This window comes from Frigoribacterium sp. CFBP9030, from assembly GCF_034045195.1.
Classification (GTDB): Bacteria; Actinomycetota; Actinomycetes; order Actinomycetales; family Microbacteriaceae; genus Frigoribacterium.
Window position 1 is genome coordinate 13,432 of sequence record NZ_JAXCWG010000008.1, and the last position, 18,480, is coordinate 31,911.

The following is an 18,480-nucleotide window of genomic DNA, read 5'->3' on the forward strand; positions in this document are numbered from 1 at the left end:
AGAATCGGACCACCGTGCCGTGACGAAAGGACCCCCGTGAAGAAGTTCCGTGCCGATCAGGCGCGCATGCACCTGTTCATGATGCTCGCGCTGACGTTCACGACCGGCATCATCGACGCCGTCGGCTACCTCGGTCTCGACCGCGTGTTCACGGCGAACATGACCGGCAACGTGGTCATCCTCGGCATGGCGATCGCGCAGGCCGACGGGCTGCCGATCGTGGGCCCGATCGTCGCGCTCGTCGCGTTCATGATCGGCGCGGCGATCGGCGGGGCGATGCTGCGCTCGGCTCGCGCGGGCTGGTCGGGTCGCAGCACGATCGCGTTCTCGGTGACCGGCACGGTGCTGCTCGGCCTCGGGGTGTCGTGCTTCGTCGTGCTGCCGGTCGAGGGGTCGCCGTGGGCGTTCACCATCACCGGGCTGCTCGGTGCGGCGATGGGTCTGCAGGCCGCGGCGGCGCGCAAGCTCGCAGTCGCCGACGTCACCACCGTCGTCGTCACGTCGACCATCGTGGGGCTCGCATCGGAGTCGAAGCTGGCCGGCGGCACGGGCAAGAACTTCCCGCGGCGGGTGCTCGCGGTGCTGATGATCCTGATCGGCGCGGGGGTCGGGGCCCTGCTGCTGCAGGTGCACATCGGCATCGGCATGGGGGCGGCCGGCGGGCTGACGCTGCTGGTCGCCCTCGCCGGTCACCTGCTGCGGAAGCGCCGCAAGGAGCTCGAGGCGGAGGAGGCGGAGGCCGCTGCGGCCGCCGAGACCGCCGCGCCCGGGACCGCCTCGCCCGGGACCGCCGTCGAGGAGGCGCGGGTCGCCCCGACCGCGGAGGGCACCCGTGCCTGAGCCGCTCGCCTCCGCTCCCTTCGATCTCGTGCTGCGCGCCGAGCGGGTGCTCGTCGACGGCGCTTGGCGGGCTGCCGCGGTGGCCGTGCGCGACGGCGTCGTCGCCGCGATCGGTCCCGTCGATGCGCCCTTCGCCACGACCGGCGTCGACGACGACCGTCTGCTGCCGCCCGATCAGGTGCTGCTGCCCGGCATGGTCGACACCCACGTGCACGTCAACGAGCCCGGTCGCACCGAGTGGGAGGGTTTCGCGTCGGCCACCCGCGCCGCCGCGGCCGGCGGCGTGACGACGATCGTCGACATGCCGCTGAACAGCATCCCGCCGACGGTGACGGTCGAGGCGCTCGATCTGAAGCGGGCCGCCGCCGCCGCGCAGTCGGTCGTCGACGTCGGCTTCTGGGGCGGCGTCATCCCGTCGAACCTCGGCACCGGCGATCTGCGAGCGCTGCACGAGGCCGGGGTGTTCGGCTTCAAGGCGTTCCTCTCTCCGTCGGGCGTCGACGAGTTCCCGCACCTGTCGACATCGCAGCTGTTCGAGGCCCTGCGCGAGCTGACGGCCTTCGACGGTCTGCTGATCGTCCACGCAGAGGACCCGGGGCAGCTCGACGCCGCCGCGGCCTCGCTCGAGATCACCGCAGGAGGCGCGGTGTACGACGACTTCGTCCGGTCGCGCCCCGAGGCGGTCGAGCAGACCGCCATCGACCACGTGATCGAGGCGCTGCGCGAGACCGGTGGGCGGGCGCACGTGCTGCACCTGTCGTCGGCGTCGGCGCTGCCGGCGATCCGGGCGGCCAAGGCCGAGGGTCTGCGGTTGACGGTCGAGACCTGCCCGCACTACCTGACCTTCGACGCGGGCTCGATCGGCGACGGCGAGACGCAGTACAAGTGCTGCCCGCCGATCCGCGACGAGCGCAACCGCGAACTGCTCTGGGAGGCGCTGGTCGACGGGACGATCGACATCGTCGCATCCGACCACTCCCCCTCGACGGCGGCGTTGAAGTTCGCCGGCGACGGTTCGTTCGACCTCGCCTGGGGCGGCATCGCCGGTCTCGAGGTGAGCTTCCGGGCGGTGTGGACGGGTGCTCGGGCCCGGGGCATCGCGCTCGAGACGGTGGTCGGCTGGATGTCGTCGGGGACGGCCGCGCTGGTCGGGCTCAGTGCGGTTGCTGCCTCGAAGGGCTCGATCACCGTCGGCGGGGCGGCGGACCTCGTCGCGTTCGCGCCCGAGACGCCGTTCACGGTCGACGCGTCGGCGCTGCGGCACCGCAATCCGGTGTCGGCGTTCGACGGCGCGTCGCTGATGGGCGCCGTCGCGGGGACCTGGGTGGCGGGCGCCATCGTGGACTCCGACGCGCCTCCTGCCCGCCTGCTCCGCCGGAGCTGACCCCCGACGCCGGGGAGGCGGCGGTCAGGCCGCCTCACCGGTCGTCGGCAGGTCGCAGTGGAACTCGTGCCGGCCGTGCGCGACCTCGACGGTGGTGCCGTCGGGCAGCGAGACCTCGCCGGTCGTCCCCACGGGCAGAGCGACCGCCAACCGGAACACTCCGCCGTCGATCCGCCACGCGGACGAGACCTCGCCGTAGGGCGACAGATGCCGGCCCGACGCGTGCGTGAGACCGCCGCCGGGGCGAGGGGCGAATCGCACCCGCCGCCACCCGGGCGCCGCCGGCGCGAGCCCGGCGACCGTCGAGTGCAGCCAGTCGGCCACGGCGCCGAGGGCGTAGTGGTTGAAGCTGGTCATCTCGCCCGGGTTGACCGTGCCGTCGGGCAGCATGCTGTCCCAGCGCTCCCAGATCGTCGTCCCGCCCATGTCGACCGTGTAGAGCCACGACGGGCACGACCGCTCGAGCACCATGTCGTAGGCGCGGTCGACGTGCCCGGTGCGGGTCAGCGCGGGGGCCACGACCGGCGTGCCGGCGAAGCCCGTGGCGATGCGGTTGCCGGCCTCGGCCACCAGTTCGGCGAGGCGGTCTCCCCCGGCCTGCGCCTCCTCGCCGTCGACCAGCCCGAACTCGAGGGCGAGCCCGTAGGCGGTCTGGGCGTCGCTCGTCGTCCGACCGCGGCCGTCGGTGTAGCGGCCTACGAAGGCCTCGCGCACCTCCTCGGCGATCGCGCCGTACCGGGCGGCGTCGCCCGTCTTGCCGAGCACTCCGGCCGTCTGCGCCAGGTGCCGGGTCGACCAGTGCAGGTACGCCGTGGCGACGAGGTAGCGGTCGGTGAGCGCGTCGGCCGGGTCGTCCGGCGGGGCGGCCGGGTCGAGCCAGTCGCCGAGCTGGAAGCCCTCGTCCCAGACGCGGTCCTCTCCCGCTCGCGACAGGATCAGGTCGACCCACGCCTTCGCGGAGTCCCACTGCCGGGCCAGCACGCCCGCGTCGCCGAACCGCTCGTAGAGCGTCCACGGCGTCAGCACGGCGGCGTCGCCCCAGACCGCGCCCGGCTCGATCGGCTCCCACGACGGGCCGCCGGGGATCCGCGGGACGAACCACGGCACGGTGCCGTCGGGCAGCTGATCGACGGCGAGGTCCTGCAGCCACGAGCCCAGCATCCCCGAGCAGTCGAACAGGAAGGAGGCGGTGGGCGCGAACACCTGGATGTCACCCGTCCAGCCCAGGCGCTCGTCGCGCTGCGGGCAGTCGGTCGGGATGTCGACGAAGTTGCCCCGGGTGCTCCAGAGCACGTTCTCGTGGAGGCGGTTCAGGCCCGTGTCGGAGCTAGCGAACCAGCCGGTCCGCTCCATGTCGGTGTGCAGCACGCGGGCCACGACGGCCGCCGGGTCGAACTCGCCCGGCCAGCCCGTGATCTCGGCGTAGCGGAAGCCGTGCACCGTGAAGCGCGGCTCCCAGCTGGTGGGGCCGTCGCCGCGCAGCGTCACGACGTCCTCCGCGGCTGCCAGACGCAGGGTGCGCCGGTAGAGCTCGCCGTCCTGCAGCACCTCGGCGTGGTGCAGGGTGATCTCGCGACCCGCCTCGCCGTCGACCGTGATGCGGAGACGCCCGACGAGGTTCTGGCCGAAGTCGAGCACCACGGTGCCGCGCGGGGTGGTCCAGTGCTCGACCGGCCGGACCTCCTCGGTGCAGCGCACCGGGGGCTGCTCGGGGGCGACGAGGGTGCTCGGGTCGCGCTGACCCAGGGCGACCGGGGTCCATCCGTCGCGATCGGCTCCCGCGGTCGACCAGGCGTCGCCGTCGAGCCGGAGGTCGTGGCGTTCGCCGTCGTAGAGCCCGCTGAAGGTGATCGGGCTGGGCTGCGCCTCCCACCGGTCGTCCGTGGCGACGACCACGCGCCTCCCGTCGACGAGCTCGACCTCGAGCTGCGCGAGGAACGAGAGGTCGGCGCCGTAGAGATCGTGGTAGCCGCCGTTGAAGCCGAGACGGCCTCGGTACCAGCCGTCGCCGAGCCAGGCGCCCACGACGTTGTCGCCGTCGACGAGCAGGTCGGTGACGTCGTAGGTGCGGTAGCGGAGGCGCGTGTCGTACGAGGTCCAGCCCGGCGAGAGCTCGTCGTCGCCGATCCGGGTCCCGTTCAGCTCGGCCTCGAAGACTCCGTGCGCCGAGGCGTAGAGGCGGGCCGAGGCCACGGGCGCGTCGAGTCGGAAGCCGCGACGCACGCGGGAGGGACGCCGGTCGGTGCCGGCCTCCTCCGGCCAGGCGCCGCCGACCGGGCGGGCCTGCCAGTCGTCGGGGAGGAGGAGACCCGTCTCGACGGGCGTGGGGTCGCTCCACGGCGAGACGGATCCGTCTTCTCCCGTGACGCGCACCCGCACCGAGACGCGCGCGCGCGAGCCGAGGTCGGCGAAGGGCCAGTCGACCAGCACCTGGTCGACGGTGTCGAGCAGTGCCGTCTCGGTCGCGCCCGACGCCGTCTCGAGGGCGATCTCGGCGGACGCCTGTCTCCAGCCCGGGGGGCCGTCGAGTCGCCAGGAGAGGCGGGGCCTCGGGGTGCCGAGGCCGAGGGCCGGGCCGCCGTGCTCGATGCGGAGGTCGGTGACTGTCGCACCCATGGTCAGCCCTTGACCGCGCCGGCGGTCAGACCCTTCTGCACTTGCTTGTTCAGGAACAGGTAGATGACGAGGATCGCCACGACGTTGAGGCAGATCGCGGCGAAGAGCGGCCCGTACTGCACCGAGCCGAACTGGCCCGTGAAGTTGAGCAGCCCGACCTGCAGCGTGCGGAGCGAGCCGGAGTTCGTGAAGGTCAGCGCGATGAGCAGGTCGTTCCAGAGCATGAAGAACTGCACGAGCCCGACCGTGAAGAGGGCGTTCCGCACCATCGGCAGGCCGACGAGGAAGAACGACCGGATGAGGCCGGCCCCGTCGAGGGTGGCGGCCTCGAAGATCTCGCGCGGGACGGCCCGGAAGAACGTCGCCATGAGGAACACCGCCAGCGGCAGACTCGTCGCCGTGTAGGTGATGAGCAGAGGCCAGAGCGTGCCCGTCAGACCGAGGCGGAAGTACGCGGCGAACAGCGGCAGGAGGATCATCTGCGTCGGCACCATGATGCCGGCGAGGAACGTGATGAGGATCGCGCCGCGGCCCTTCCAGACCAGCACCTCGAGGGCGAAGCCCGCCATCGAGCCGAACAGCAGCACGAGCAGCAGCGACGGGAACACCGTCAGCACCGAGTTCGACGCGTACTGGGCGAAGTTCCCCTGGGTCCAGGCGAAGACGTAGTTGTCGAGGTTCCACTGCTGGGGCAGCGCCCAGACGGGCTGCTCCAGGAACTCGGTCTGCGTCTTGAACGCGCCGAGCAGCATCCAGACGAGCGGGCCGACGACGATGACGAGGAGGAGCGCCACGAGCACGCCGCTGACGATCTGCCCGAGGCGGCGGCGGGGTGCGAGACGACGCCGCGGCGTCGGACGGCGGGCGGCGGACGGGACGGGGACGGTGGTGTCGACGGAGGTCATCGGTCAGTCCTTCGTGAGGTCGCGGCGGTTCGCGCGGAAGATGAAGACGGTCACGAGCAGGGACACGACCGTGAGGAGGAAGGCGACGGTGCTGCCGTAGCCGTACTGCCCGAAGCGGAACGACGTGTCGAACATGTAGATCGTCAGCGGACTCGTCGACGTGCCCGGCCCGCCGTTGGTGAGGGCGAGGATGCTGTCGAACACCTTGAGCGTGCCGTTGACCGAGAAGATCAGCGACGAGATCAGCACGGGCAGCGAGAGCGGCAGGACGATCCGCCTGACCAGGCCGAAGCCGGAGGCGCCGTCGATGCGGGCCGACTCGAAGACCTCCTCGGGGATGTCGAGCAGGCCGGCGTAGAGGAGCACGCCGTAGAAGCCCATCGACCGCCAGACGTCCATGACGATGATCACGAGGAACGCGGTGCCGCCGTCGCCGAACCAGTCGACGGACGAGAGCCCGACGGCCTCGAGAGCAGTGTTCACCAGGCCGTTCTGCGGCGCGATGGCGAACATCTGCTGGAAGAGCAGAGCCACGGCGACGGTCGGCAGCACGACCGGGAAGAACACCAGGGTCCGGACGGCGCTCGACCACTTGCGGAGCACGAAGACGTAGAGGAGCGAGAGCAGGTAGCCGAAGCCGACCTGCAGGATCGTCATGAGGACGGCGTAGCGGACGGTCAGCAGCAGCGCGTCGCGCACCCGGGTGTCGGTCACGAGTCGCTGGTAGTTCTCGAGCCCCGCGAAGGTGAACCCGGTGATGGCGTTGCCGCTGGTGAGGGTGTAGCCGAACGAGACGATGATCGGGACGAGCATCACGACGGTGTAGATGAGCAGCGCGGGCCCGATGAGGATCAGGGTCGCGCGACGGTCGCCGAGCAGGGGGTTCATGAGGGGCCTTCGGTGCGAGCGGGAGGGAGGTCGGGGTCGCGACGGGGGCGGGGACGCGCTCGGCGCGACCCCGCTCCCCCTCGGAGGGAGGCGCTAGTCCAGATCGCCCTGGACGAGCGTCATGAACTCCTCGGCCGTGATTGCGCCGGTGACGAGCTGCGCGGCGTTCTGCTGCGAGGTGGTCGTCGCCTGCGTGCTGAAGTAGGCCTCGAACCACGGGATCGTCGTGTCGGTCTCCGAGATCCGGTCACGCACCTCCGTCGTCAGGGCGTTGCTCGACGCGTCGCCGGACACCGTGAAGCCGGAGATCCGGCTGCTGTCCTGCAGAGCGACCTGACCGTAGTTCTCGGCGATGCAGGCGACCCACGCCTTGCTGTCGTCGTTCAGCGCGCTCGGGTTGATGGTGAAGGGCAGTCCGACGTTGGCCACGAGCTCGCTGCTGTCGCCCTCGCCGCCCTCGACGTCGGGGAACGGCAGGTAGCCGATGGCGTCCTCGCCGATCTGGTTCGCCGTGTCGTCGGCGAAGTTGCTCAGCACCCAGCTGCCCATGTAGAGCATGGGCGAGCTGCCGTTCAGGAACTCGTTGATCGAGGTGTCGTAGTCGATCGAGCCGACGCCCTCGCCGAAGTAGCCCTCGGCGCCGAGGTCGGCGATCTGCTGCGCCGCGGCCACGTACTCGGGGTCGGTCAGCGAGGCGTCGCCGTCGGCCACAGCCTGGAGGGCGTCGGGGCCGAGCTCGCGCTCGATGAGGTTGCCGACGAGGCGCGTGAGGGGCCAGCCCTGCTCGCCGCTGGCGGCGAACGGGGTCAGCCCGGCGTCCTGGAAGGTGGCGGCCGCGTCGACCACGTCGTCCCAGCTCTCGGGGATGTCCACGTCGTTCTCGGCGAACTGGTCCTTGTTGTACCAGATGCCCTCGATGTTGTACTCGGTCGGCAGCACGAGGAACTCGCCGTCGTAGAGCGACTCGACGGTCGATCGCGCGGCGGGTTCGATCGAGTCCGCCACCCCCAGCTCGTCGAACAGCTCGTCGAAGTGCGCGACGAAGCCCGCGTCGTCGAGCTGCTGGACGAGCTCGTTCGTGTCGACGGCGTACATGACGGGCAGACCGCCCTGGCCGGCGAGGAGCTGGACCTGCTGGTTGAGGTTCGTCTGCGGGACGGTCTCGACCTTGAGCGGCATGGCCTCGTTCTCGGTGGCGCAGGCGCCGTCGGCGAGAGTCTGAAGCGTTGCAGGGACGACCTCGTTCTCGACGTTGCCGAGGACGGTGAACTCGGTGGCGGCCTGACCCGAACCCCCACCCGAGCACGCGGTGAGAGCGGCGATGGTCAGGCCGGCGACGGTGAAGGCGGCAACACGGCGAGCGGTGCGGGGCATCATTCCTCCTTGAATGGTGGGCGCCTCAGAAAAGTTGAAGCGCTTCATAATCAACTGACCCGAGTGGGCTTGTCAATACCCGATCGAGGCCGATCGGGAGCTAAGCTCGGCGCCACGATGACCACCTCGACCCCCTCCTCGCAGCGCCGACCGCCCGTGATGGCCGACGTCGCACGCCTGGCGGGCGTCTCGCTGGGGACGGTCTCGAACGTCGTCAACACCCCGGCCCGGGTCAAGCCCGCGACGCGGCGGAGGGTGGAGGACGCCATCGCCTCGCTCGGGTTCACGCCGAACACGTCGGCGCGGACACTGGCAGCCGGCCGCGGCACCCTCATCGGGTTCGTCGCCGTCGACCTGGGCAACTCGTACTTCCTCGACATCGCGCGCGGCGTCGAGCGTGAGGCCGACCTCGGCCAGCAGTCGGTGCTGCTGGGGAACTCCGACGTCGATCTCGACAAGCAGACCGGCTACCTCAAGCTCTTCGAGCAGGCGCAGGCCGCGGGGATCGTCCTCGCCCCGTTCGACGGCCCGATGGACGAGGCACGTCGGCTGCGCCGGCGCGGCCTGCGCGTGGTGAACGTGAACTGGCCGGGCGAGGCGGACGAGAGCTGCGGCGTGGTGGTCGACGAGGTGCTCGGCGGTCGCCTGGCCGCGCAGCACCTCCTCGATCAGGGGCGTCGTGAGCTCGTCTTCGTGGGCGGCCCGCTCGATCTGACCGCCGTGCGACACCGCTTCGAGGGCGCGTCGGCGGCGGCCCGCGAGGCCGGGGTGCCGCTGCAGCTGATCACGACGGCGGCGCTGACGGTGCGCGCGGGGCTCGCCGTCGGAAGCGACCTCCTGGCGCAGGACGCCTCGGCCCGGCCCGACGGCATCGTCGCCGCTTCGGACGCCCTGGCATCCGGCATCGTCCAGTCGCTGCTGCTCGGCGGCGTGCGGATCCCCGACGACGTGTCGATCACCGGGTACGACGACAACCACTTCGCGCAGGGCACGACACTGCCGCTGACGACGGTCGGCCAGCCGGGCGTCGAGATGGGCGGGCAGGCCATGCGCCTGCTTCGCGACGAGCTCGACGACCCGACGGACCACCGCCACGAGACGGTCGTACTGCCGCCCCGCCTGATCGTGCGCGGCAGCTCGCTGCAGCGGCCGGGCGCGGAGGTGTGAGGGCGGCCGTCGAGGGAGAGCCTGAGCCGTTCAGCTCGGCGCGGGGCAGCGGCGTACTCCGCAGGCACCGCCGGCTCCTCGGGAACCGCGTCACTGAGGTGCCGGTTGCCACAGGCGAACTCGGCCGCACCCATGGGCGGCCTGACTGACGGCGACGCCCAACCCACCACGGGCGGACGACCACGATTCGCCCTGGTCCCGCTTGCGGATCGAGCCGATTCCGTGTGACGATGAAGGCGTTACCGCTATGGAAACGTTTCCACAGAAAGGTGTCATCGTGGCCACCATCAAAGACGTCGCCGCTCGTGCCGGCGTCGCCCTCGGCACCGCCTCCCGAGTGCTCAGCGGCAGCAGCCAGACCTCGCCGGACTCGCGCTCGCGAGTGCTCGCCGCGGCCGCCGAGCTGAACTACATCGCGAACGGTCCTGCTCGATCGCTGCGTCGTGCCAAGACCGATGTGCTCGGGCTGGTCGTCTCGGACATCCGCAACCCGTTCTTCTCGGAGCTCGCGCACGCCGCCGAGCAGGAGGCCGGCCGACTCGGCTACACCCTTCTGCTCGCCAACGCCAACGAGGACCAGGCGATCGTCGACGATTACCTCCGCACCTTCGCGTCGCAGCGCATCGATGGCCTCCTGCTCTCTCCGCAGGGCGGCCTGTCGCCGCAGCTCGCCGAGCTGCGAGCGAGCGGACTCCCCCTCGTGCTGCTGAACCGACTGGTCGACGGGCTCGACGTGCCGATGTTCGGCTCGGACAACGCCGCCGGGGTCGCAGCAGTCCTCGACTGGCTCCGAGACCGGGGTCACACCGATGTCGCCTACATCGGCGGTCCGCCGTCCATCTCGACCGGCGCCGAGCGGCTCGCGGCCTATACCGCGGGGCGCGAGGCGCATGGGATCAACCCGTCGGAAGCGCTCATGGAGGCGGGCGACTTTCAAGCCGAGGGCGCCTCGGCGGCGATGCACCGCCTCCTCGACCGGGAGGTGCCCTTCACCGCCGTGTTCGGCGCGAACGGTCCGACCACGCTCGGGGCCGTCCGCGCCCTCCGCGCCCGGCTCGGCAGCGAGGCCGCATCGAGGATCGAGGTCGTGTCCTTCGACGACCTCGACTGGTTCGAGTTCGCCTCCCCACCCATCAGCGCAGCTCGGAACGACGCTGCGATGATCGGCCGCCTCGGCGTGCTCGGTCTCGTCGACCTCATCGAGGGCCGCGAGACGGCATCACAGCGCGTGCCCGCGGACTTCATCGACCGGACCGGAGCGTCGTCGTGAGCGCCCGGACGATCGTCGTCGTCGGCAGCGTCAACATCGACGACGCCATCCGCATGGCCCGGCTGCCGGGGCCGGGCGAGACCGTCGGCGCGAGATCGCTGGAGACCGGACTCGGGGGCAAGGGCGCGAATCAGGCGGTGGCGGCCGCCCGGGCCGGCGCCCGCGTCCGCATGGTCGGGGCCGTCGGGTCGGACGGCGACGTCCTCGTCGAAGCGCTCGTCGCGGAGGGCGTCGACACGGACGGCGTCGTCCGCCTGCCGGGTCGGGAGTCGGGCCATGCCGTGATCCTGATCGACGACGGTGGGGAGAACTCCATCGTCGTCGTCCCCGGCGCCAACCAGTCCATCCCGCCTTCGGTCGTCGAGGACTCGTGCGGGCGGATGCTGCCCGGCGACGTCCTGCTCCTGCAGCACGAAGTCCCCATCGAGACGTCACGTGCTGCGGCACGGGCTGCACGTGCGGCCGGCGCGACCGTCATGTGGAACGCCGCCCCGGCACCCACGAGCGTCGACGAGCTCGTCGAGGAGATCGACGTCCTGGTCGTCAACGAGCACGAACTCGCGGCCATCGCCGGGCTGCTCGGGCTCGAGGCGGACCGGCCCGATCTCATCGGGGTCGTCGCCGACCGACTCTCCGCCGACGTGATCTGCACGCTCGGCGCGGCCGGCGCGATCCACCGCGTGGACGGCGTCACGGGCACCGCCCCCGCCCCCCGCGTCGAACCCGTCGACACCACCGCTGCCGGAGACACCTTCATCGGCTACCTGGCCGCGACCACCGACCTGCCGTTCGCCTCCCGTCTCGCGACGGCCCTGACCGCCGGAGCGCTCGCGGTCACCCGGCCGGGCGCCTCCGCATCCATTCCGACCCGCGCTGAGGTCGACGAGATCGTCGTCGCCCGAGCCTCCTCCACACCCACCGAAAGGACCACCGCATGAAGGTCGCCCTCGGCGCCGACCACGCCGGCTTCCCGTTCAAGCAGCACGTCAACGACGCGATCGTCGCGCTCGGTCACGAGGTCATCGACTGCGGCACCGACAGCACCGACCCGGTCGACTTCCCCGACATCACCGCCGCGACCTGCATCCCCGTCCTCGACGGGCGCGCCGAACGCGCGATCCTCGTCTGCGGCACGGGTGCCGGCGCGATCATGGCCGCCAATGCCATCCACGGCATCCGGTGCGGCCTGGCGAACGAGCCGTACTCGGCGCACCAGGCCGTCGAGCACGATGACGCCAACACCATCGCGATGGGCGCCTGGCTGACGCCCCGCGCCTTCGTCGACGAGATCGTCGCGTCGTTCCTCGGCGCCAGCTTCGACGACGACGCCGACACCCGACGTCGCGTCGCGAAACTGAACGCCCTCGACGACCGGACGACTCCGTTGGTCCCCTGACCCGCACCTCCTGCCCCTCCCCCTGCACTTCGCGCAGCAGCGCGCCCCGATCAAAGGAGATCCATCATGAGCAACCCTGCCCAGACGACCCCCAGGACGTCCCTCCGCGGGTCGCCCGACCGGCTCAAGACGTCCATCGCCGCCGGCATCGGCACCAGCGTGGAGAACTACGACTTCATCGCCTACGGCACCGCCTCGGCCCTGTACTTCGGCGCCGTGTTCTTCCCCGAGAGCGACCGGTTCATCGGCACTCTGCTCAGCTTCGCGACCCTCGCCGTCGGATTCCTGATGAGGCCCCTGGGAGGCGCGGTGGGCGGATACTTCGCCGACAGGTTCGGTCGCAAACCCGTCCTCGTCGCCGCCATGCTCGTCATGGGCGGCGCGACGTTCCTGATCGGCCTCCTGCCCACGTACGCCACGGTCGGCGTCCTGGCACCGATCCTGCTCGTCATCATCCGGATGATCCAGGGCCTGGCCTTCGGTGCGGAGTGGGGCGGTGCCATCACGATGGCCTACGAGCACGCCCCGGCGAACCGTCGTGGGATGTACTCGGCCATCCCGCAGGCCGGCAACCCGCTCGGGATCGCGCTCGCCAGTGCGATGTTCGTGATCAGCTCGGGCCTCGAAGGCGACTGGCAGTGGCGTCTTCCGTTCCTGCTCAGCGCGGTGCTCGTGATCGTGGCCCTCATCGTGCGGTCGCGCCTCAGCGAGAGCCCCGAGTTCGAGGCTGCCAAGGCCTCGGGCGAGACGGTCAAGAACCCGTTCCTGTCGGCGATCCGCAACGACTGGAAGAGCATCCTCCGGGTCGTCTCCCTGCGCATCGTGGAGTCGTTCACCTACTACTCGACCGCCACCTACCTGCTCAGCTACCTGACGGAGCGGCACCCCGACATCCGGCCGCTCGCGCTCGGCGCCATCACAGCGGCGAGCATCATCGCGATCTTCGTGACGTTCACCGCCGGAGCCATCACCGACCGGATCGGGCGCAAGCCGCTCTACATCGGCGGCAGCATCGCGGCCATGCTGTTCGCGTTCCCGATGTACCTGCTGACGAACGATGCCGTACCGGCGCTGGTGATCCTGACGTTCATCATCGGGATCGGCGTCATCCACGCGACGCTGACCGGTACGCAGGGCTCGCTCCTCACCGAGCAGTTCGGCACGTCGACGCGCACGTCGGGGGCCTCGCTCGGATACCAGATCGCAGCCTCCATCGGCGGGTTCGCGCCCTTCATCGCCGCCCTCATGGTCGGGCTGTTCGGCTGGCCCGGAGCCTCGCTCGTCGTGCTGCTCGCCGCGGCGATCGGACTCGTGGGCATCCTCACGACCCGGGAGACCTGGGGCCGGGAACAGCGCGAACACGTCGCGACGCAGCTCGCGGAGGAGGATGCGCGGCGATAGGAACGCCGTACCTGACACCCCCGGCCCGGTCGCCGTGCGATGAGCGACATCGGTACCGTCGAGGCATGACCCGCCGATCTCTCACGCACGCCGACCGGGCGCTCCTCCGGGAGGCGACCCTCGCGAACATGAACTGGAACACGACCCGGTTCACCTTCGACGACCTGGACGCCGCCGACGCGATCGCGCATTACTACACGGGCTTCCCCGCAGAAGGCGACTTCGGGCTCGTCGACTCTGACGGGGACATCGCACGGGCCGTCGGCTGGGTCGTCTTCCTGCCGGAGGACGACCCCGGCTACGGATACGTCGACGCCGACACTCCGGAGCTGAGCCTCACGACCTTCCAGGGGTTCCGTGGCCAGGGCATCGGGCGCGACCTGCTGTCGGAGCTGATCGGCCTGGCGTCGGCCCGGGGCCTCCCCGGCATCAGCCTGAGCGTCGAGGACGGCAACGGCGCACGACGTCTGTACGAGCGGGCGGGATTCCGGGTCGTCGGGCGGAACGGCGACTCGGACACGATGCTGCTGAGCCTCGTCTGAGCCTGAAGGCGTCGGCGACGACCGTCGTGTCGAGCTGACGATCGACGAGGAGGCGCGGGCCTGGAGAACCCGGACCGCGCCTCCTGCAGGTCCGGTCAGCTCCGGCCACCGCGACATCGTCGCCGCGCGCGATACGGTGCGGGGATGCTTCCCGCCCCCTCCGCGCGGCTCCGATTCCGCGAGATGACCCGAGCCGACCTCGACGACATGGCTGATCTGCTCGGCGACCCGAGGGTCATGGAGTTCTACCCGGCACCGAAGAGTCGCGACGATGCGGCGCGATGGATCGCCTGGAACGAGGACAACTACGCCGCGCACGGCTTCGGTCTCTGGATCGTCGAGACGCATGCAGGGCTGTTCGTCGGCGACTGCGGGCTGACCTGGCAGGACGTCAACGGCGTCCCGATGCTCGAAGTCGGCTACCACGTGCGCGCGACGCTTCAAGGACGGGGCTACGCGACGGAGGCGGCAGCCGCCTGCCGGGACTTCGCCCGTGTCGAGCTCGACGCCACCGAACTCGTCGCGATCATCCATCCCGACAACACCGCCTCCGAGAGGGTCGCGCAGAAGATCGGGATGACTCGACGAGAGGACGACCACGGCGGACCCGTCGCCGTGCGCAGGGTGCTCGGCATGACGCTGTGAACGCGTCTCGGCGGCGATCCCCGGACCATCCGCGCCGCAGCAGGACGACCGGACGGACGGGCCGATCCGGAGGTCAGACGCGCACGTGGTGCAGCGGGTCGAGCGCCGAGTCGAGTGCCGCCTCGAGCGGCCAGGACGAGCGCAGCGGCTGACTCATCACGAGACCGCCCTGCACCGCGGCGAGGATCACCATGGCGATGCGGTCGGGGTCGGCGTCCGCGTCGACGTCACCCGTCGACTGCATCTTGCGGACTCCCGCGGCGAGCAGGTCGCGCCACGCGCCCATGCTCTCGGCGATGACCCGTTCGAGCTCGGGGTCGGTCATGGCCGCCTGCGTCGCGAGTGATCCGATCGGACACGCCCATCGACCGAGGCCGAGGTAGTAGTCGACGAGGGCCTGCCGCCAGGCGATCCACGACTGCCACGAGCCGAGGTCGTCGATGTGCGGCTGCTGCGCTTCGAGCAGCTGGGCGCCCTCCCACGCCGCGACCTCGCGCACCAGCTCGGCTTTGCCGCCGGGGAAGTAGTGGAACAGCTGACTCTTGCTCGTCAGCGTCGCGGCCCGGACGGTGTCGAGGGTCGTCCCGCCGATGCCCGATGCGAGGATCTGCTCCCCCGTCGCCTCGATGATCCGTTGCCGGGTCGCCCTGCCGCGCTCGGTGAGCTTCGTCTCGTCCACTCGGCGATCCTACTCTCTTGGACCATTCAGTCCATTCGTGTGCTAGTAATGGACCATGAAGTCCAATGAAGAAGAACTACAGACCCTGGCCGTCGATTCCCGCCTCGCCGGCAGGACCGCCCTGGTCACCGGCTCGACCAGCGGCATCGGCGAGGCGATCGCCCGCGTGCTCGCCGCCTCCGGAGCCGAGGTCGTCGTGAACGGGCGCGATGCCGACCGCGCCGACGCCGTCGTGCGCGTCATCACCGATGCGGGCGGGCGCGCCCACGCCGTCGTCGGCGACCTCGGCGGAAGCGCGTCGGAGGTGCGCCGCATCGCCGCAGAAGCCGAGTCCGCTCTCGGCGGGCGCGTCGACGTCATCGTCAACAACGCCGGCATCTACCCCGCGGGCCCCACCGCCGACCTCGCCGACGCCGATCTCGACGCCGTGCTGGCGGTCAACGTCCGTGCGCCGCACATCCTCGTCGCCGCCCTCGCCCCCGCGATGGTCGCGCGCGGCGGAGGTGCGATCGTCAACATCGGCTCGTGGATGTCTCGCGTCGGGGTCCCCTTCGGCGCCGCCTACACCGCCTCGAAGGCCGCCCTCGAACAGATGACCCGCACCTGGTCGGCCGAGTTCGGACCCTCCGGCGTGGGCGTCACGACCGTGGCCCCCGGCGCGACGAGCACACCCGGCAACGCCGAGAGCGCCGACGTCCTCGCGGCGATGACGGCGGGCACCGTCGCGGGCCGACCCGTCCGCCCCGTCGACGTCGCCTTCGCGGTGCGCTGGCTCGTCTCGGACGAGGCGGTGTTCGTGCACGGCAGCACCGTCGACGTCGACGGCGGCATCACCGCGACTCGACTCGCATGACCGTCGACCCGGCCAGCCCGAGGTTCGGGGAGTCCTCGACCGCCCACGACGTGATCGAGGGGATCGATCTGCACGGGCGGAACGCCCTGGTCACCGGCGCCAGCTCGGGCATCGGCGTCGAGACGGTGCGGGCTCTCGCCGAGGCCGGTGCCACGGTCGTCCTCGCGGTCCGTGATGTCGAGGCCGGCCGGAGCACGGCCGACGAGATCAGGGCACGGAACCCAGCAGCGGACCTCCGCGTGCTGGAGCTCGATCTCGCCGACCTCGACTCCGTGAAGCGGTTGTCCGGGGCCTGGTCGGGGCCTCTGCACCTGCTGGTGGCCAACGCCGGCGTCATGCACGTCCCCGAGCGGCGCACCGCCAGGGGGCACGAATGGCACTTCGGCGTCAACCACCTCGGGCACTTCGCCCTGGCGACTGGTCTTCACGGGCCGCTGGCCAGCGCCGACGGAGCGCGCATCGTCTCCTTGTCGTCGAGCGGCCACGGTGCGAGCGGGATCCGCTTCGACGACATGCACTTCCGCCGCACCCCGTACGACTCGGGGCTGGCCTACGGGCAGTCCAAGACGGCGAACGTGCTCTTCGGCATCGAGGCCACGCGCAGGTGGCGCGACGACGGCATAACGGCCGCGGCGGTGATGCCCGGGGGGATCTGGACCGGGCTGCAACGCCACTGGGACCCCGCGGTTCTGGCCGAGATGAAGGTCCGCTACTCCGACGGCGTCAAGACGGTCGAGCAGGGCGCCGCGACGTCGGTGTTCGTCGCCACTCGAGCGGAGCTCGGTGTCGGCGCCCCGGCGTACTGGGAGGACTGCGGCCCGGCGGACGTCGTCGACGACATCGTCGACGGGATCCACGGCGTCGTGCGTCACGCCCTCGACCCCGACGCGGCCCGGCGCCTCTGGTCGGAGTCCGAGGCCTTGATCGGCTAGAGATCGGTGGCGGCGGGTGTCAGTCGACGGAGGATCGATCGACGATCGTGTCGGCGTGCTCGACGATCCAGTCCATGAGGGGGACGAGTCGCGCGGCCAGTTCGGCGCCGCTCTCGGTGAGCGAGTAGTCCACCCGGGGCGGGATCGTGGGCTGGGCGACCCGGTTCACGATCCCGTCGTGCTCCAGCGTCCGCAAGGTGGAGGCGAGCATCTTCTCGCTGATCCCCTCGATCGTGCGCCGCAGTTCGCCCCACCGCATGCCGCCCTGCTCGAGCGCCAGGAGCACGAGCACTCCCCACCGGCTCGTGACATGTGTGAGCACGACTCGCGAAGGACACGCCGCAGGGAAGCGCGCCGGGGCGTCCCGACCGTGCGCGGGCGGTGCAGGCGTTTCCACGATTCCGACATCCATGTAAGCAACTTACAAAAAAGTGCGTACCTCCGCTGGGGAGAGTTCTCTGCGATGCTGCGATCCCGATCGCTCACCATCGAAGGAGTACTCGTGCCCACCATCTCCACCGCCCGTCGTGCCCGCCTCGCCCGCGGCACGGCCGTCCTCGCCGGAGTCGCCCTCCTCACCGGAGTCGGCGTCGCCACACCGGCAGCAGCTGCTCCCGGCGACCGACCGGAGGCGAGCGTGACGGTCGCCGCAGACCGTGCGGACACCCGCACCGAACAGCGCAACGCCTGCACCGTGCGGATGCTCCTCACGAAGACCTTCGGCGACCCCGACAGCAGGTCCTCCCAGCAGCTCGCGGCTCGGTTCGTCTCGCCGAGCGCGGTCGCACGCGGAGCAGGGACCGCCGCGGGGCCCGAAGGACTCCTGGCCCGGTTCGCGGCGGACCGCGCTCGCGTTCCCGGTGCCCAGGCGGTGATCAAGCGCGTCGCAGCCGACGGCGACCTCGTCGCGGTGCACTGGCAGATCACGTCGGACCCCCGCGACGAACGGAGCGGTGACGCCGCCGTCGATCTGTTCCGCCTCCAGCACGGCCGGATCGTCGAGCACTGGTCGCTCGAGCAGCCCGTTCCGACCGGCACACCGGCGAGCGGGAACACGAACACAATGTTCAGCGATCTGTACCGGCCGGCACGTCCGACCGCCGCACCGTCGGAACGTCAGGAGGAACGCAACCGCATCCTCGCGGTGTCGGCGTACGACACGCTGTTCCGCGACCAGGACGCCTCGATCCTCGACCGGGCCTTCGACCCCGCGTACCTGCAGCACAACCCGGTCGCTCCGAACGGGACGGCAGCGCTGAAGCAGCTGTTCGGCAGCGGTGCGCAGTTCCCGGCGCAGCAGTCCGTCATCTCGCTCTCCGACGGCGACATCGTCTGGACCTTCTCCCAGGCGGTCGGCGCGAAGCCCGGCGACCCGCTGCTCGCAGCCGACCTGTTCCGCGTCGACGGCGGCCTCATCCGCGAGCACTGGGATGTGGTCCCCACCAGCTAGCGGCCGGACGGCCGCCACCCCGAGCAGCGAAGTCGTCGTCGGCGGGGTCGCAGGCGGCGGGATCGCCTTTCGGGGCGGCACCGGGCGGCACCCGGCATCGCCCCGCTCGACGGAGCCGCTCCGCTCGACGGAGCCGCT

Annotated in this window: 18 protein-coding genes; 12 read left to right on the forward strand and 6 right to left on the reverse strand. The window is 71.0% G+C overall.

All coding sequences use genetic code 11. The features are described from left to right. Positions 1–36 precede the first annotated feature (36 nt). Both SOM13_RS10075 and allB read left to right on the forward strand, forming a co-directional pair. Positions 37–840, forward strand: a complete 804-nt coding sequence (locus SOM13_RS10075; protein ID WP_320478367.1) for a YoaK family protein — start codon at positions 37–39, stop codon at positions 838–840. Beyond that, on the forward strand, positions 833–2,224 hold the full coding sequence (gene allB, locus SOM13_RS10080; RefSeq protein ID WP_320479619.1) for an allantoinase AllB: 1,392 nt from the start codon (positions 833–835) through the stop codon (positions 2,222–2,224). Before SOM13_RS10075 ends, allB begins: the two co-directional genes overlap by 8 nt. Before the next feature lie 24 nt (positions 2,225–2,248). Here the strand turns inward: allB and SOM13_RS10085 are convergent, their stop codons facing one another. The 4 genes from SOM13_RS10085 to SOM13_RS10100 form a co-directional block, all read right to left on the reverse strand. After that, positions 2,249–4,840, reverse strand: a complete 2,592-nt coding sequence (locus SOM13_RS10085) for a glycoside hydrolase family 78 protein (RefSeq protein WP_320479620.1) — start codon at positions 4,838–4,840, stop codon at positions 2,249–2,251. A 2-nt stretch (positions 4,841–4,842) separates the two neighbouring features. Continuing rightward, on the reverse strand, positions 4,843–5,745 hold the full coding sequence (locus tag SOM13_RS10090) for a carbohydrate ABC transporter permease (protein ID WP_320479621.1): 903 nt from the start codon (positions 5,743–5,745) through the stop codon (positions 4,843–4,845). A 3-nt stretch (positions 5,746–5,748) separates the two neighbouring features. Next, complete coding sequence (locus tag SOM13_RS10095; RefSeq protein ID WP_320479622.1) at positions 5,749–6,633, reverse strand: sugar ABC transporter permease; 885 nt, start codon at positions 6,631–6,633, stop codon at positions 5,749–5,751. A 93-nt stretch (positions 6,634–6,726) separates the two neighbouring features. Then, positions 6,727–8,007: an ABC transporter substrate-binding protein gene (locus tag SOM13_RS10100; protein WP_320479623.1), complete on the reverse strand. Its 1,281-nt coding sequence runs from the start codon at positions 8,005–8,007 to the stop codon at positions 6,727–6,729. A gap of 117 nt (positions 8,008–8,124) precedes the next feature. On the opposite strand from SOM13_RS10100, the gene SOM13_RS10105 reads away from it, so the two are divergent. The 7 genes from SOM13_RS10105 to SOM13_RS10135 all read left to right on the forward strand — a co-directional run bounded on the left by SOM13_RS10105 (position 8,125) and on the right by SOM13_RS10135 (position 14,428). After that, positions 8,125–9,174 carry a LacI family DNA-binding transcriptional regulator gene (locus tag SOM13_RS10105; protein ID WP_320479624.1) on the forward strand — a complete coding sequence of 350 codons (1,050 nt, stop codon included), beginning with the start codon at positions 8,125–8,127 and terminating at the stop codon, positions 9,172–9,174. A gap of 277 nt (positions 9,175–9,451) precedes the next feature. Then, the gene (locus tag SOM13_RS10110) at positions 9,452–10,444 is read left to right on the forward strand and encodes a LacI family DNA-binding transcriptional regulator (protein WP_320479625.1); all 993 of its coding nucleotides are present in this window, start codon (positions 9,452–9,454) and stop codon (positions 10,442–10,444) included. Then, a complete protein-coding gene (locus SOM13_RS10115; protein ID WP_320479626.1) occupies positions 10,441–11,382 on the forward strand; it encodes a ribokinase in 942 nt (313 codons plus the stop codon). Before SOM13_RS10110 ends, SOM13_RS10115 begins: the two co-directional genes overlap by 4 nt. Then, positions 11,379–11,840 (forward strand): RpiB/LacA/LacB family sugar-phosphate isomerase, encoded by a 462-nt coding sequence (locus tag SOM13_RS10120; RefSeq protein WP_320479627.1) that lies wholly within the window; start codon positions 11,379–11,381, stop codon positions 11,838–11,840. Before SOM13_RS10115 ends, SOM13_RS10120 begins: the two co-directional genes overlap by 4 nt. Before the next feature lie 66 nt (positions 11,841–11,906). Continuing rightward, complete coding sequence (locus SOM13_RS10125; RefSeq protein ID WP_320479628.1) at positions 11,907–13,241, forward strand: MFS transporter; 1,335 nt, start codon at positions 11,907–11,909, stop codon at positions 13,239–13,241. Positions 13,242–13,306: 65 nt separating this feature from the next. Then, complete coding sequence (locus SOM13_RS10130) at positions 13,307–13,783, forward strand: GNAT family N-acetyltransferase (RefSeq protein ID WP_320479629.1); 477 nt, start codon at positions 13,307–13,309, stop codon at positions 13,781–13,783. A gap of 144 nt (positions 13,784–13,927) precedes the next feature. Further along, the gene (locus SOM13_RS10135; protein WP_320479630.1) at positions 13,928–14,428 is read left to right on the forward strand and encodes a GNAT family N-acetyltransferase; all 501 of its coding nucleotides are present in this window, start codon (positions 13,928–13,930) and stop codon (positions 14,426–14,428) included. 73 nt (positions 14,429–14,501) lie between these two features. Here SOM13_RS10135 and SOM13_RS10140 read toward each other — a convergent pair whose 3' ends face one another. Then, a complete protein-coding gene (locus tag SOM13_RS10140; RefSeq protein ID WP_192059399.1) occupies positions 14,502–15,107 on the reverse strand; it encodes a TetR/AcrR family transcriptional regulator in 606 nt (201 codons plus the stop codon). 55 nt (positions 15,108–15,162) lie between these two features. Between SOM13_RS10140 and SOM13_RS10145 the strand changes: the two genes are divergently transcribed. Both SOM13_RS10145 and SOM13_RS10150 read left to right on the forward strand, forming a co-directional pair. Continuing rightward, positions 15,163–15,960, forward strand: coding sequence for an SDR family NAD(P)-dependent oxidoreductase (locus SOM13_RS10145; RefSeq protein ID WP_192059397.1), 798 nt, complete (start codon positions 15,163–15,165; stop codon positions 15,958–15,960). Further along, complete coding sequence (locus SOM13_RS10150; RefSeq protein ID WP_320479631.1) at positions 15,957–16,892, forward strand: SDR family NAD(P)-dependent oxidoreductase; 936 nt, start codon at positions 15,957–15,959, stop codon at positions 16,890–16,892. The genes SOM13_RS10145 and SOM13_RS10150 overlap by 4 nt, the downstream gene beginning before the upstream one ends. A 19-nt stretch (positions 16,893–16,911) precedes the next feature. Here SOM13_RS10150 and SOM13_RS10155 read toward each other — a convergent pair whose 3' ends face one another. Beyond that, positions 16,912–17,304 (reverse strand): helix-turn-helix domain-containing protein, encoded by a 393-nt coding sequence (locus SOM13_RS10155; protein WP_320479632.1) that lies wholly within the window; start codon positions 17,302–17,304, stop codon positions 16,912–16,914. Positions 17,305–17,394: 90 nt separating this feature from the next. Here SOM13_RS10155 and SOM13_RS10160 point away from each other — a divergent pair, with 90 nt between their 5' ends. Then, positions 17,395–18,342, forward strand: a complete 948-nt coding sequence (locus SOM13_RS10160; protein ID WP_243214372.1) for a nuclear transport factor 2 family protein — start codon at positions 17,395–17,397, stop codon at positions 18,340–18,342. The last annotated feature ends 138 nt before the right edge of the window (positions 18,343–18,480 follow it).

Coding starts and splice junctions, on each gene's coding strand:
- SOM13_RS10085 (WP_320479620.1), bottom strand. CDS start 4,840: ATGGGTGCGACAGTCACCGACCTCCGCATCGAGCACGGCGGCCCGGCC.
- SOM13_RS10090 (WP_320479621.1), bottom strand. CDS start 5,745: ATGACCTCCGTCGACACCACCGTCCCCGTCCCGTCCGCCGCCCGCCGT.
- SOM13_RS10095 (WP_320479622.1), bottom strand. CDS start 6,633: ATGAACCCCCTGCTCGGCGACCGTCGCGCGACCCTGATCCTCATCGGG.
- SOM13_RS10100 (WP_320479623.1), bottom strand. CDS start 8,007: ATGCCCCGCACCGCTCGCCGTGTTGCCGCCTTCACCGTCGCCGGCCTG.
- SOM13_RS10105 (WP_320479624.1), top strand. CDS start 8,125: ATGACCACCTCGACCCCCTCCTCGCAGCGCCGACCGCCCGTGATGGCC.
- SOM13_RS10120 (WP_320479627.1), top strand. CDS start 11,379: ATGAAGGTCGCCCTCGGCGCCGACCACGCCGGCTTCCCGTTCAAGCAG.
- SOM13_RS10125 (WP_320479628.1), top strand. CDS start 11,907: ATGAGCAACCCTGCCCAGACGACCCCCAGGACGTCCCTCCGCGGGTCG.
- SOM13_RS10130 (WP_320479629.1), top strand. CDS start 13,307: ATGACCCGCCGATCTCTCACGCACGCCGACCGGGCGCTCCTCCGGGAG.
- SOM13_RS10135 (WP_320479630.1), top strand. CDS start 13,928: ATGCTTCCCGCCCCCTCCGCGCGGCTCCGATTCCGCGAGATGACCCGA.
- SOM13_RS10145 (WP_192059397.1), top strand. CDS start 15,163: ATGAAGTCCAATGAAGAAGAACTACAGACCCTGGCCGTCGATTCCCGC.
- SOM13_RS10150 (WP_320479631.1), top strand. CDS start 15,957: ATGACCGTCGACCCGGCCAGCCCGAGGTTCGGGGAGTCCTCGACCGCC.
- SOM13_RS10155 (WP_320479632.1), bottom strand. CDS start 17,304: ATGGATGTCGGAATCGTGGAAACGCCTGCACCGCCCGCGCACGGTCGG.